7 protein-coding genes and 1 pseudogene are annotated in these 14,005 nt (G+C 69.4%); 5 read left to right on the top strand and 3 right to left on the bottom strand.

What is annotated here, in order from left to right:
* Positions 1–50: 50 nt before the first annotated feature.
* Positions 51–1,436 (bottom strand): alkaline phosphatase family protein, encoded by a 1,386-nt coding sequence (locus FMP39_RS10855; RefSeq protein ID WP_141589843.1) that lies wholly within the window; start codon positions 1,434–1,436, stop codon positions 51–53.
* A gap of 599 nt (positions 1,437–2,035) precedes the next feature.
* Between FMP39_RS10855 and FMP39_RS10850 the strand changes: the two genes are divergently transcribed.
* From FMP39_RS10850 to FMP39_RS10830, 5 genes are all read left to right on the top strand, one after another.
* A complete protein-coding gene (locus FMP39_RS10850; RefSeq protein ID WP_141589842.1) occupies positions 2,036–3,175 on the top strand; it encodes an acyl-CoA dehydrogenase family protein in 1,140 nt (379 codons plus the stop codon).
* Complete coding sequence (locus FMP39_RS10845) at positions 3,172–4,686, top strand: amino acid adenylation domain-containing protein (RefSeq protein WP_141589841.1); 1,515 nt, start codon at positions 3,172–3,174, stop codon at positions 4,684–4,686. The genes FMP39_RS10850 and FMP39_RS10845 overlap by 4 nt, the downstream gene beginning before the upstream one ends.
* Before the next feature lie 145 nt (positions 4,687–4,831).
* A complete protein-coding gene (locus FMP39_RS10840; protein ID WP_141589840.1) occupies positions 4,832–8,521 on the top strand; it encodes a hypothetical protein in 3,690 nt (1,229 codons plus the stop codon).
* Entirely contained in the window at positions 8,518–9,057 is a 540-nt protein-coding gene (locus tag FMP39_RS10835) for a DUF1318 domain-containing protein (protein WP_141589839.1), read from the top strand. Before FMP39_RS10840 ends, FMP39_RS10835 begins: the two co-directional genes overlap by 4 nt.
* On the top strand, positions 9,051–12,497 hold the full coding sequence (locus FMP39_RS10830) for a hypothetical protein (RefSeq protein WP_228557865.1): 3,447 nt from the start codon (positions 9,051–9,053) through the stop codon (positions 12,495–12,497). Before FMP39_RS10835 ends, FMP39_RS10830 begins: the two co-directional genes overlap by 7 nt.
* 41 nt (positions 12,498–12,538) lie before the next feature.
* On the opposite strand, the gene FMP39_RS10825 is transcribed toward FMP39_RS10830, so the two are convergent.
* Together FMP39_RS10825 and FMP39_RS10820 are read right to left on the bottom strand one after the other, a co-directional pair.
* Positions 12,539–13,348 (bottom strand): sigma-70 family RNA polymerase sigma factor, encoded by an 810-nt coding sequence (locus FMP39_RS10825; protein WP_141589837.1) that lies wholly within the window; start codon positions 13,346–13,348, stop codon positions 12,539–12,541.
* Between the two features lie 84 nt (positions 13,349–13,432).
* Positions 13,433–14,005: pseudogene (locus FMP39_RS10820) on the bottom strand (hypothetical protein); the annotation flags it as partial.

The raw sequence follows: 14,005 nt of genomic DNA, 5'->3' as shown, positions 1-14,005 counted from the left end.
AGTGTCCCGCCTCTTGCAGCGACAACGCTCAGGTTGCTCGCGGAAGCCGTTCAGGCCGCCGCCTGCTGTCTGGTCAGGTGCGCCAGGATGAGGTCGTGGACTTGCGTGGCGTGGAGTGTCTCTGCCTCGATCAGTTCGCCGTGTCGTGTGAGCAGCACCGGCCCATCCTCCGGGCCGGTGGGCAGGCCATGCGCCCCTTTGAGGAGGGAACCGTCCATCGAGACGACCTCCAGTCGGGAGCGTACGCCCAGCTTCTCCTTCACGACACTGCCCCCCAGTTCCAACATGCGCAGACCCAGCTTCGGGTCCACGAACATCTCCAACGGGTCGTAGCCTGGCTTGCGGTAGATATCGACGGTGCGCGCGTAGTCCGGCGCACGCGCGTCATCGAGCCAGTAGAAGTACGTGAACCAGGCATCCGGTTCCGCCAGGGCCACCAGCTCGCCTGAGCGTGGGTGGTCCAGATGGTGGGCGCGCTTGCCCTCGGCATCGAGCACCTGGGCCACCCCGGGCTCCGCCTCGACCAGCGCCTTGACCTCGTCCAGGAGCGCCGGGTTCCGGACATAGATGTGCGCGATCTGCATGTCCGCGACGGCGAACGCCTCACTGCCGCTGGGATAGACGACGTCACGGCCGCCCTCTTCCCGGATCGCCAGCCACCCTCGGCGGCGAAAGAGGCGGTTCAGGTGGACGGCCCGGGACACGGGGACCGCGCCGAACTCCGAGAGGATGATGACGCGCACGCCGCGCGACTCGTAGAAGCCAATCAGCTTCCCGACGACGTCGTCGATCTCCCGGAGGCTCTTGTGGATCTCCTTCGCGTCCGGTCCAAACGTGTGCGGCGTGTAGTCCAGGTGCGGAAGGAAGACGAGCGAGAGCGTGGGGCCGTGCCGCTGCTCCAGCCACATGGCGACGTCGGCGATCCACTCCGAGGAGCGGATGCTGTAGCGGGGCCCCCAGTAGTCATACGCGGGGAAGTTCCCCAGCGCCTCGACGAGCGGCTTGCGCAGGTGGAGCGGCTCCGTGAACACGTCAGGCACCACCCGCCCGTCCGCGGTGAAGGACGGCTGCGGCGTGATGGCGTAGTCCGCCTTCGAATACATGTTCATGAACCAGCACACGCGGGCGCAAGTGAAGCTGGGGTCGAGCTTGCGGGCGGCGTCCCAGAGCTGCGGCGTCTGCACCAGCCCATCGGACTGGGGCCAGAAGCGGACCTCTCCCAGCTCCCGATGGAGCCATCCATCTCCGACGATTCCGTGCTCGCTGGGGTATCTTCCGGTCAGGAACGTCGCCTGCATGGTGCAGTTCAGCGCCGGCAGGATGGGCTGGAGCCGCACCATGCGCCCCCGCTCCACGAATGCCTGCATGTTTGGCGTCGAGGGGCCGACATACCTCGCGCTCAATCCAGGCAAATCCAAAACGACGCAACGTTCCATGTCCGAAGCAAACTGCCCACGAGCAAACCAGTCAATCACCGACCAGGTTGTCCCATACCCTGGTCTGAGATGCGTGCTCAGCCACTTCAACCAGGTCAGCCGCGTGTAGAATTTTACCGCGGCCATAGGCTGGGAATCACTCACGCGAGCGATCGCAGCGGGAATGAGTGACACCGTACCCAGTGCAATGGGTAGTGAAACGAAACGGAATACATGGTCTGGAGGGGCGGGTCATGGGCCTCATTTCAGCCCGTTTCCGTGCTGTTCGACGGTGCGCGGCCGGCCCTCGAGACCAGGTCCTCCGCGGCAGCGGAAAATCGCGTCCCCGCCCATTTGTAACTCATTGAGTCCACCCCGGACCAGACCCAGCAGATAGGAATTACCAAACCCCGCACTTCAATCCCATCCAGCATCACCTCAAAAGACACACTTTTCGACCACCATCCCCGAGGTTCTTGACGACGCGTTCCCGCGCACGCGAGACTTCGCCTGACTCCTCTCACGTCTCACCATCCATCTCCGAGGGCCATGCAGCGCGAGCGCAAGGCGTTCGAAGCGCGCCCCCTCGTTGCTGTCACCCGTTGGAACGTCAGGAAAACATGGACTTCAGTTGGACTCACGAGCAGGTGGAGCTCTATGACCGTGCCGTCGCCTTCGCGCGGGCGCAGTTGCCGGAGGCCGCAAGGCCCAGCAAGGAAGCCCTGCCACGCGATTTGTGGCAACGCTGTGGTGAGTTCGGCTTCCTGGGGCTGCCCGTGCCAGCGGCGCATGGCGGACTGGGGCTGGACACACTGACCACCGCGCGGGTGATGGAGGCGCTGGGGCGTGGCTGCGTGGACACCGGACTGGTGTTCTCCGTGGGAGCGCACCTCTTCGCCTGCGTGATGCCCATCCTGGAGAGCGGGGATGACGCGCAGAAGTCCCGGTACCTGCCCCGCCTGTGCTCGGGGGAATGGGTGGGCGCCAACGCCATCTCCGAACCGGAAGCGGGCTCGGATGTGTTTGCCCTGAAGACGCGCGCGGTGCGGGACGGCGACAGCTACGTGCTCGATGGTGGCAAGAGCTACGTCACCAATGGCCCTTCCGCGGACGTCTTCCTCGTCTACGCCGCCACGCAGCCGGCCCATGGGTACATGGGCCTGAGCGCCTTCCTCATCGAGAAGGACACGCCGGGACTGTCCGTCGGGCGCGCCTTCGAGAAGATGGGGCTGTCCACGTCGCCCATCGCCCCCATCTATCTGGAGGGGTGCCGTGTCCCGGAGTCCGCGCGGCTGGGTGCGGAGGGCCAGGGCGCGGCGATGTTCAAGCGCTCCATGCAGTGGGAGCGCGCGTGCCTCTTCGCCGCCTACGTGGGCGTGATGGAGCGGGTGCTCGAACAGACGGCGGACTTCGCCCGGACCCGCAAGCAGTTCAAGAAGGCCCTGGGGAAGAACCAGGCCATCTCCCACAAGCTGGCGGACATGAAGCAGCGGCTGGAGGCGTCCCGGCTCCTGCTGTACCAGGCCTGCTGGAAGATGGACCGGGGCCAGGACGCCGTCATGGAGGTGTCCCTGGCCAAGCTGGCCATCAGCGAGGCCGCCATCCAGAGCGGCCTGGACGCCATCCAGATTCACGGCGGCATGGGCTACGTGGCCGAAACGGGCATCGAGCGCGTGCTGCGTGACGCCATTCCCAGCGCCATCTTCTCCGGTACCTCTGAAATCCAACGCGACATCATCGCCAACCAGCTCGGCCTATGACACTCGACCAAATCGTCATCCGTGCAGCGGCGAAGGCTCCCGAGTCCATCGCCCTCAAGGGTCCCGACGGGACCCTCACCTACGGCCAGTTGGACGCGCTCGCCAACCGCATCGCCCGTGCGCTCCAGGAGCTGGGCGTGAAGCAGGGAGACCGCGTGGGGCTGTGGACCGAGAAGTCCGTGCGCGCCGTCGCCGCGATGCAGGGCATTGCCCGGCTGGGCGCCGCCTACGTCCCCCTGGACCCGCTGAACCCCGCGACGCGGACGCGGCTCATCCTCGACGACTGCGGCATTGACGTGATGGTGACCACCACCACGCGTGCGTCCGAGCTCCACAACGCCGGCGTGAGCCGGCTGCGCTACCTGCTGGTGGACGACAAGGGGCCCGAGATCTGCTGGAACCGGCTGTGCAGCTTCTCGTCTGAGCCGCTGCCGCCGCACGGCTCGGGCGACCACGACCTGGCGTACATCCTCTACACGTCAGGCTCCACGGGGACGCCCAAGGGCGTGTGCATCAGCCAGCGGAACGCGATGGCCTTCATCGAGTGGTGCCATGCGCTCCTGGGCACCACGCCGGAGGACCGCTTCAGCAACCACGCGCCGTTCTTCTTCGACCTCTCGGTGCTGGACCTGTACGCGGCCTTCATGGGTGGCGCGTCCGTCACGCTCATCCCGGAGGCGCTGGCCTTCGCGCCGGAGAAGCTGGTGGAGCTGGTCCTCCGCGAGCGGTTCACCTGTTGGTACTCGGTGCCGTCGGCGCTGATGCTGATGATGCAGGAAGGCGGGCTGCTGAAGCATGGGGCGCTGCCCTTCCGCGCCGTGCTCTTCGCGGGCGAGCCGTTCCCCATCCGGCACCTGCGCCCGCTTCGTGAGCACCTGCGGCAGGCGCGGTTCTTCAACCTCTATGGACCCACGGAGACAAACGTTTGCACCTTCCATGAGGTGACGGACATTTCGCCCCACCGCACCGAGCCGGTGCCCATTGGCCAAGCGAGCTGTGGCAACCGCGTGTGGCTGGCCCGGCCGCCGCCGGACTCAGAGGAAGCGCGGGAGGAAGGCGACGGCGTGGGCGAGCTGATGGTGGAAGGCCCCACGGTGATGCTGGGCTACTGGGGCCAGCCTCGCCACGGGAGCGGGCCGTATGCCACGGGGGACCGCTGCCGCGAGCTGCCGGACGGCACGTTCGAATACCTGGGCCGCCGCGACAACATGCTGAAGGTGCGCGGGCGCCGCATCGAAGCGGGCGAAATCGAAGCGGCGCTGCTCACGCACCCGGACATCCGCGAGGCGGGCGTGATTGCCACCGGCTCCGGCCTGGAAGCGCGGCTGGTGGCCTTCGTGGTCAGCGGCGCCAGCAAGCCCCCTTCCCTGCTCAAGGTGAAGAAGCACTGCGCGGAGCGGTTGCCTCGCTACATGATTGTCGACGAGGTCCGCGTGCTGCCCGAGCTGCCCCGGACTCCCAACGGCAAGCTCAACCGGCGCGCACTGAGGGAACTGACGCAGGCGCCTTGAGCCGGTGACTTGCCGCCAGGGAGCCCTGGCGGCCCTCCCCCACACCGTCCGTGCAGCCGCCCCGCGCCTGCCCGCCTGCCCACAACGTCTCCTCGACTTCGTACAGGCCCCCGACCATGATGGCCGCGCGCGTCAACCGGGCCACATGGATTCCACCACAGCTGAACGGCCTCGCCGGCGGTGGGCTCGAATCATCGCGGGCGTGGTCTTTACAATCCTGGTCGTGCTCCCCGCGCTGGCACTGGTCGCTGCCGTGGTGGTGTTGCGCAACCTCGACAGTCCCTGGCTGAAGCAGCCCATTGTCTCCGAGGTGGAGGCGGCCACCGGGCTCCAGGTGGACTACCAGGTCGCCCAGGTCGAGCTCCTCTCGGGGTTGAAGCTGGGTGGGCTGGTGGTGCGGACACCCGCTCCGCTCCATACCGCCGCGCCGGAGCTGCTGCGCGTCGGCACGTTGGAGGCGCACTGGTCGCCCCGTGCGCTGGTGACCGGCCCCATCCGGATTGAGCGGGTGGTGGTGCGGGACGTGGCGCTCGCCCTGGTCGCTGACGATTCAGGCGCCACCTCCCTCACGGGACTGACGGGAACTGAAGCCCCAGAGCCACCGCGCGTTGAAGCGCCGGTGAGTGCCTCCCAGCAGGTCGCCGTTCTCCTGGGAGCGCCGCTTCCTGTCGGGCACGTCGATGTGTCGGGCGTGTCGCTGAGCTACGTCCGCGTCCAGCGTGGCGAAGTCGCCGAGCGCTGGTCCCTGGGCGGGCTCGCGGCGCGGGTCGAAGCAAAGCAACACGACGGGGAATGGAAGGTCTTCGCGAACCTGGGCCAGGCGGGTGCGCCGCTGCCGCTGGAGCTGCGCCACGAAGGCGCCGCCACGCCCCCGGCCCTCGCGGAGCTGGCGTTCGCCCTTTCGATGGAGGCTGGCGCTTCGGCCGCTCGGGCGCAGGTGGACCTCGATGTCACCCGGCAGACCTTCGACCCACGCTTCTCGGTCCGGTCGCTGCTTCACGGCGCGGTGGCCGCGCGGTTCGATGTCGAGAAGCGCCACATCGCCGTGGAGCTGGAGCGCACCCGGCTGACGGACAGCGCGGAGCTCGAGGCCCAGGCCGTGCTCCCGGATGCCGCGGACGCGCCCCCGGTCGTGACACGCGCCCTGGCGGACATCGACCTTGGAAGGCTGCTGGCGGCAATCCCTTCCGAATGGCGTCCGTTCACGCTCGAGCGCGGCAAGGTCAAGCTGGACGCACAAGACGTCACCCTGAGCGCGATGCCTCAACTGGGGCCTCGCGGCAGACTGGGCCTGGACGTGGACGTCGCGTCGCTCCGGATGGCCGGTGAGCCGGTCCGGCTGGCGCTCGGCGGAGGACGCGTCACCCTGGTGGCGACACCTGATCCGCGGCAGGGGCTCTCCGCGCAGCTGACGTTCGGAATCGATGGGCTCGTCGTGGGAGGCCCCACGGCCCTGCGGATTCCAAAGGCCCACGGTGAAGTGAAGGGACATCAGCTCCGCCCAGAGCCCTCCTCCCCACTCCAGGTCGCCGGGAACGCGAGCCTGTCGGGCATGGTGGAGTCCCTGGACCTCCGGACTCCGGACCTCCGAGCGCAGGCCGAACGGATGGGCTTCCAGCTCAGCGCGCCGCTGGCGGCAGCGCCTCCCCTCGCACTGAGCGCGAACGTGCCCGTCGGGGCGCTCCATGTGTCGTTGCCGGATGGGCGCACGCTGCTGAAGGGCCCCGTGCGCGTGAAGCTCGATGCGTCGGACGCGTTCCCGCAGCTCGACGAGCCCCAGCTCAGCCGAGGCCGCGCGCAGCTCGTGCTCGACGTCGGCGGCATGCAGGCGTCCCTGGATGCCACCAAGGACACCGACGCGGTGTCTTACACCCTGGCCGCGCGGACACCGGACCTCGCCGCCGCCCGCCCCTTCATTCCCGACTCGGTCGGCGCGCGCATTCCGTGGCGGCACCTGGGTGTGAGCCTGGACTCCAAGGGCAGCGTGAAGGCGCTCTTCTCATCCGCGCCACGGCTGGAGCACCGCACGGAGCTGAAGCTGCAACGGCCCGCGTGGGACAACGTGACGGCCAGCGACGTCACCCTAGTGATGCGCTCGCGGGGTGACGCCTGGCGCCACCAGGGCGACGTGGACCTGCGAATCGAAGGGCTCCGGGCTGGTGAGAAGGACATGGGGCTCCAGCATCAGACGCTGACCCTGGACCTCAATCGCCGGAAGCCCGCGTTCCGGTTGGGCCTCACCAGTCATGAAGGGCCGAAGGTGATGCTGGACGCCGCGGCGGCGTTCGACCGGAAGGCCCGCGCCCTTCGCATCGACGTGAAGGGCGACATTCCCCCACTGGGCCCCCTGGCGCCCTTGCTGGCCATGGCGCAGGTGCCCCCGGAGCTGAATGCCGGGCGGCTCGCGGTGGGCATCGAGGTGCACGGCACGCTTCGCGGCGTGCTCACGGGTGTCACAGCCGATGGCACGCCGCGGCTCGCCCCGGACCCGGCGCGTACCGCCAGCTTCGATGGAACGGCGGTGTTGAGCGCGCGGGGCCTGCGCTGGAGGCAGGACGCCCTGTCGCTCAACGTTCCCGCGCTGCATTGGCAGCTGGCGTCTCGCGTCGAAGGTCCCAAGCGAACCGTTCACAGTGACCTGCGCGTGGAAAAGCTCACGGTCGGAATGAGCGATCGGCGGCTGTCCTTCTCGGAGCTGACCAGCGACACCACCGCCAGCTTCACCGAGGCGCTGGAAGCGGACGACATCGAGCTGAAGCAGCACTTGAAGCTTCGCGCGCTGGAACAGAACCCGGCGCTGCCCTATCCAGTCCAGGACGTGGAAGCGACGTTCTCCGCGCGGCGCAAGCCCACGGGCGTCATCCACGTTCCCCAGCTCCAACTGACCAACGCGGGGACCAGCACCCATTTGAAGGTCCGGGGGCGGCTCGACCTCAGCGAGGACCGGCGCCGCCTGGGGCTCCGGGGCGAGCTGTCGCAGGACATGGCCAGGCTCGCGCGCCCCGGGATTCTGGAGGGAAGCGGCAAGGTCACCGTCGACTTCCGCGTGGGCTCACCCGACCTCGCTGTCTTCCGGACCGTCTCCAACCTGCTCCTCCAGGACTTGAACCTGCGCCTGCCCGAGCAGGGGTTCGAGATTGAAGGGATGGACGGCAACGTCCCGCTCACCGAGAACCTCGAGCTCAGCGAGGGACAGCTGCGGCTGCTGAGCGACATCGACGTGAACCCGTACCCGATGCTTCGTTTCGCCGACCAGCATCCCCTGCTCTCCCGCAGCGGGTATGTGTCCGCCAAACGCATCAGCACGCCGCTCGTCGCCGTCGCGCCCCTGGCGGGGAACCTGTCCATCGACCAGCACGTCGTCTCCATGACGCAGTTGGAGATGGGGGTTCGCGGTGGGCGCATCACCGGACAGTGGCTCCTGGACTGGCAAGGCAAGCACTCCACCCTGGAGGCCCGCGTGCGAGCCACCGGCGTCCAGTCCTCCCGAGGCGAGCCCTTCGACGGCAATGCCGCCGTGGTCATCTCCGCGAAGGACCGCAGCATCAATGGCCGCGCGGAGATTCTGCGCATTGGCAACCGCCACCTGCTGGACCTGCTCGACATCGAAGACCCCCGCCATGTCAATCCCGCCACCAACCGGGTCCGCTATGCCTTGCGGCTGGGCTACCCGGAGCACGTGCGGGTGAGCTTCAACCACGGCTTCGGCAGCCTGCGCATCACCATGGGCGGCCTGGCGAAGCTGCTCAGCATCGACGAAATCCGGGGCATCCCCATGGGTCCCATCGTCGACCAGCTCATCAAATCCATGACTCCTCCGGAGACCACGCCATGAAACACCGTGGGTTGCTGCTGTGGGCCGCCCTCGCCACGTCCGGGTGCATCAGCGCGCCGGAGATCGTCATGGTGGACCGCGCGACGGCGCTCGAGGAACAGGCCTCGGGCTCGTTCAAGGACGTGGAGCAGCGGCTGGCTCGCGCGGGCATGAATCCCACGCCGGTGCCATTCACCCCCAATCAGTTGGAAGAGCTGGGCATCCAGCCCACGCCGCTGGTGGAGAACATCGGCAGGACGCCCGCGGACCGCGTTGACGACCTGCTCCGTCGCCACTGCGTGGGCGAAGGGCGGGACGGGCTGCTGGTGACATCCCGGCGCCGCTGCCAGGCCGGGCGCATGACCGCCGACGACGTGGCCCTGGTCGAGCGGGTGAATCGCTCCCGTCAGCTGCTCTGGAAGTGGATGCGGTCGGCCCGCCCCGACGTCCCGGAAGAGACGCTGCGCCGGAACTGGCACAAGGTGCACGCGGAGGGTGTCGTCTGCGGCGGTTGGGTCGAGGCCGAGGATGGGACCTGGGGAGAGAAGCAGTGCTGACGCGGCGGAGACGGGGCGTCGTGGCCCTGGTGACGCTGATCGCGGGGAGCGTCTGGGCGCAGGACGATGAGAACGATGGAGGACTGCGCACGCCCACCCGGCTCACCGTGGGCGTGGGCGACCAGTTCCTGGGGCAACTGGCGCCTGACGGGAACACGTTGATCTTCGCGTCCAACCGCAGCATCGCGACCGAAATCTTCACGCAGGACCTGGAGCGCGGACGCGAGCGCCGGCTGTTCGACGAAGGCGCGGATGTCACCTGGCCGCGCATCAGTCCCGACGGCAAGCACCTGCTCTACATCTCGTTCCGCAACCAGGCCGGTGGCCAGCTGTGCGTGCGCGAGCTGCCCACCGCGAAAGAGCGCCGGTGCCTCGAAGGAGACGCCAACGCCCTCCAGGCGGAGTGGATGGACGCCTCGCGCATCGCGCTGGTGAGCCGGACCACCATCCAGGGCGACCTCCACCTGTCGCGCGTCGAGCTGGGCGACGAGTGGCGCGTGACGCCCCTGCTCGAGCGGAACCTGACCAGCCCGACCCTGTCCCCCGATGGGCGCTGGCTGGTGTACGTCCCCATCGAGCGCTCCGTGCGGCAGGTGGGACCCGGCTTCGCCGCGCGCGCCGCGCCCCATCTGGAGGCGCTGCGCCTGGATACCCCCGGCGCGAAGCCCGTCCCGCTGTCGCTCGACATCCCGGGGCAGACCGGACAGCCGACGTTCTCCCGGGATGGGCGCTACCTGTACGTGGTGCAGTTCTTCACGGACTCGAATGCGGATGGCGTCATCGATGCCAGCGACAGCGGCGTGCTGTTCCGGGTGCCCTTCGCGACGGAACGTGACGACGCCGCCGAGCAAGCCGCCGCCGCCAATCCGGACCAGCTCACCAGTGCGTCCTGGAACTGCCAGTACCCGGCGCCCTCGGCCACGTCGCTGGCGGCGACCTGTTCACGCGCGCAGTCCCTGGACGTGTACCAGATGCCGCTGGATGGCCAGGTCCCCAGTGCCTGGGATGCGCGCCGGCTCAGTGAGGAGCTGAGGATGGTGGGCCGGCGCGCTGATGAGCTGCTGCTCTATCGCCACCGGCTGCTGCTCGAGACGCGGCCCAGGCTTCGCCGCCTGCTGATGATGCGCATGAGCATGCTGCACCTGGCCTACGAGGACTTCAGCGCGGCGGAGTTCTACGCCCGCCACCTGGGCTCGGTGAGCGACCCCGCCACCGCGGGCCTGGAGGAACCGCTCCGCGTCCTCATCGACCACCGGCGCGCCATGAAGGAGCGCGAGCGGGGCCGCATGGTGGAGGAGCTGAGTGTCGCGGAGCAGAAGCGCATGGCCGCGCTGGATCCCGCGAACGCGCTCAGCCCCGCGGCCGCTGTCTTCCAGCGCGTGGTGCGCAGTGAGCTGGCGGATGACGCGGGTGACTTCACGCGGGCCCGGAAGGAGCTGGAGGCGGCCGAAATCGCCGAAACCACGCCGCGCGCGGTGCTGGAGGCGTACCACGCGCGAGCGGACGCGCTGTACCGGAAGCTCGATGAGCGCGAGCCCTTGATTGAAGCGGGCCGGCGGCTCTCCGAGCACCGCATCTTCCCGGCCGACGACCAGCTCGACTTCGCTCGCGCCGCGGTCCGCGCCCTGTACCGGGGACGCCCCTACGACGAGGCGGACGCAGCGATGGCGCAGGCACTCACGACAGCGCCCGCCGGTTCGGCCTACGCGTACGCGCTGGAGCTGGGCCGCCACATCAATGCGCTCCGAAGCGAGCGGCCTCCTCGTGCCGTGCGGGAGGCGCTGCTCGGATTCTACCGGCAGCAGAAGGACCCGCTGCGCAGACGGGTCCTGGTCCAGGACGCCGTGGAGCGAGCGGCGGGGCTCGGCGCCGATGGCATCATGGAATCGCTGGCGATGGTCTACGTCGACGACACGCCACCGGGGAGCGAGGAGCGACGCCGCGCCGAGCGGCTCTTTCGCCGCGCAATGATGGGCCGCGCGTACCGGCGGCTGGCGCGGCAACGCCAGGACATGGCGCGTGCGGACTTCGACCTGGTGACGCAGCGGACCGGTTCGCTGGAGAGCGCCGTCGAAGCCATGAACCTGCGCTTGCGAGCCGGCGTCAGTCCGGATGTGGTGGAGAAGGAAGTCACCACCACTGCTCCGAACATGGCGAAGCCGCTCGCGCACTTCGTGAAGGCCTACGTCACCGCGCGCCAGCTCCCCAAGTTGGAGGGGGATGCCCATGCGCAGGCCGTGACCTCGGCGGTGAGGGAGCTGCGTGCCGCGTGGCCGGAGCTGAAGAACCAGCGCGTGGTGCAGGCGCTCCTGGGCGCCATCCATCACGAGGACTTCCTGCGCAACCACGACCCCGCCGCCGCCGAGCGCGCCAACCGCTACTACATGGTGGCCCTGGACCTGATGCGGAACAACGTCCGCTACCGGGCCATGATTCTCGGCGCGCTGGGGCTGCTGCACACGCAGGTGGGCAACTTCCACATCGCCCTGGGCTACCTCGAACAGCGGGACAAGCTGCCGTACGTGGACAATTGGGCGGGGCTCGCGGTGTCCATGGCGCGGGCCCACGCGCTGCTCCACGTCGACCGTGAGGCTGACGCGGCCCAGGCGGCGGACAAGGCCCTGGCCATGGTGGAGACCACGCAGCGGCTGTCCAGGTTCCTCCCGCTGGCCCTGGACCGCGCCGCGCTCTACAACCTCGCCGCGGGCCGCTTCGAACGGGCGCTGACGCTCTATGACCGGGAGCTGCCGCTCGTGGAAGCGAGCCCCCAGGACGAAGAGGGCCTGCGCAACCGGATGGTGGTGCGGCTGGCGCGCGGCGCCGCGGCGCTGGGTGCTGGTCAGCCGCAGCGGACATTGGAGGACATAGAACAGGTCGAGCGAGACCTGGCGACGCCCGGTGTTCGGAGCGCGTTGAAGTGGGCCCACTCCACGCCGGAGCATGTCCTGCGCTCCTACCGCCTCATCGCCTCGGGCCTGCGCGCGAACGCGGAGACCCGGCTGGGACGCCTGGACGCCGCGGCGCGGGCGCTCGAAACGCGGCGCAAGCTGTACCTGGATCAGTTCGACCAGTTGGACCGCGATGAGGACATCCGCGCCGTGACGCTGGCGGAGCTGCGGCTGGCGGAGAACGCGGTGGACCAGCAGGACCCGGCACGGGCGGCGCGCTGGCTGGGCGAGGCGCTGAAGCACTCCGACTCGCTGGTCGCGCGGACGCACGCGAACGTCGATCCGGGGCAACTGGACGTGCTCTGGTTCGCGGCCCAGTTGAATGTGAAGGGCGACGGAGGCTTGCCCTTCGACGTGCCTCAGCGACTGGGCAAGGCGCGCCGCACCCTGGTCGAGCTGCGAGACCCGGCCTGGCGTTCGTACCTGGCGTGGTTCGACATCTACGCTGCGCTCGCGGCGCCCGCCGCCGAGGAGGCCCGTTCGGCCCCGTAGGCCGCGCCCCCGGGGCTCCCGGTGCGCCAAGGCGAGCGGGCTCAGGCGGGCAGCGCGCGTGACAGCGCCTGCCGTACCGCCGCGCGCACGGGCGCGGGGACCTCATCCCCGGGGATGCGCCGGCACAGGGACACCGTGCGCTTGAGCGCGTCGCACGCGTCGCTGCAACGGGGGCAGCGGGATAGATGGTCCTCCAGGCGCACACAGGCGGCCTGGTCCACCTCCTCCGCGGCGAACTCCGACAGCTCCTGCGCCAGCTCCGGACACCCCGCGCCCTGTCCGTGGGCGCCCTCCCCCAGAAGGGTGGCGAGGTGCTCGCGCATCTGGAGCCGCGCGCGGTGCAGCCGGCTCTTGAGCGCCCGCACCTCGATGCCCACCACGCTGGCCGCCTCCTCGGCCGTGAGCCCCTCCACGTCCCGGAGGATGAGCACCTCTCGATGCGCCTCCGGCAGCGCGAGGATGGCCGCCTGCAACACCTCGCCCATCTGCCGCGCGTGGGAGACCATGTCCGGCGTCGCCTCCTCCGCCGCGACGTTCGTGGCCGCGGGCGAGTCGAGCGGCTGGAAGTCCTCGGGCGCGCCGACGCGACGGCGGCGCAGGCGGAAGCAGTGCGTGCGGGCCACCTGGTACAGCCAGGTGGACAGCGCCGCGTCCCCCCGGAACGCGTGGATGCCTCGGAAGGCGGAGAACAGCGTCTCCTGGAGGACCTCCATGGCGTCCTCCTCGGAGCCGCACATGCGCAGGCCAAAGCGGTACACCTGCTTCTCGTGGCGGGCGAGGACCTCGTCCAGGGCCTTGTCGTCGCCAGCGCGCGCGGCCTCCATCAACTGCTCATCGGTTCGCGTCGACATCCGCCCTTCGCCTCCTCATCGGAAGAACGCCCAGTCACCAGGATGCCTTCCTGGATGGCGCCAGGAGGTTACATCGCGCCAAACCTAGCGCCGGTGCTGAAGCGACAGGCCGAGTTGACCGCCGGACGCGCCGTGCCCTGGAGGCCGCCAGCTCCCACCCAGCGTGGCGCGAAGCGCCTGCCGGCGGAGATACCAGCTAAGCCCGGCATCCAGCCGCGCCCCGCCCGGAGCGTCCGCCAGGGCGCCGCCCGTGACTCGCGCCACCAGCACCCACGGCTCGAGCACCGTGGCCCCTGGCCCCGGCAGGTTGAGGCCCGCGCGAACGTGGGCGAGCACCGCGTGTCCCTGGGGAGAAGCCACCTGGTGGAGCTCGGCTGAGAGCACCAGCGGGCGCAGGCGCAGGAGCGCGTCCACGCCCCAGGAGCGTGCGTCGCCCTTGGGCTCCGTGCTCCCTTGCAGGGCCAGGGTGAGGCCCGGACGAAGGCCGAAGTCATTCATGGGCAGGCTGAGGGAATACGACTCCGCCTCGGGCTCGCCCAGGGTGAGCGCGGCGCGGGCCACCAGCAGCGGCGGTCGCCACGCCCCCTCGGGCCCGTGGCGGTACACCACCACGCCCGAATCATAGCGCACGCTCCAGCCCTCCCCCCGGAGAAGGCC

This window comes from Myxococcus sp. AB056 (genome assembly GCF_006547365.1).
In the GTDB taxonomy this organism is placed as follows: domain Bacteria; phylum Myxococcota; class Myxococcia; order Myxococcales; family Myxococcaceae; genus Myxococcus; species Myxococcus virescens.
Note: the sequence above shows the minus strand (reverse complement) of the source record. Positions and strands in the feature narration are given on the sequence as shown.

Coding starts and splice junctions, on each gene's coding strand:
- FMP39_RS10840 (WP_141589840.1), top strand. CDS start 4,832: ATGGATTCCACCACAGCTGAACGGCCTCGCCGGCGGTGGGCTCGAATC.
- FMP39_RS10835 (WP_141589839.1), top strand. CDS start 8,518: ATGAAACACCGTGGGTTGCTGCTGTGGGCCGCCCTCGCCACGTCCGGG.
- FMP39_RS10845 (WP_141589841.1), top strand. CDS start 3,172: ATGACACTCGACCAAATCGTCATCCGTGCAGCGGCGAAGGCTCCCGAG.
- FMP39_RS10855 (WP_141589843.1), bottom strand. CDS start 1,436: ATGGAACGTTGCGTCGTTTTGGATTTGCCTGGATTGAGCGCGAGGTAT.
- FMP39_RS10850 (WP_141589842.1), top strand. CDS start 2,036: ATGGACTTCAGTTGGACTCACGAGCAGGTGGAGCTCTATGACCGTGCC.
- FMP39_RS10825 (WP_141589837.1), bottom strand. CDS start 13,348: ATGTCGACGCGAACCGATGAGCAGTTGATGGAGGCCGCGCGCGCTGGC.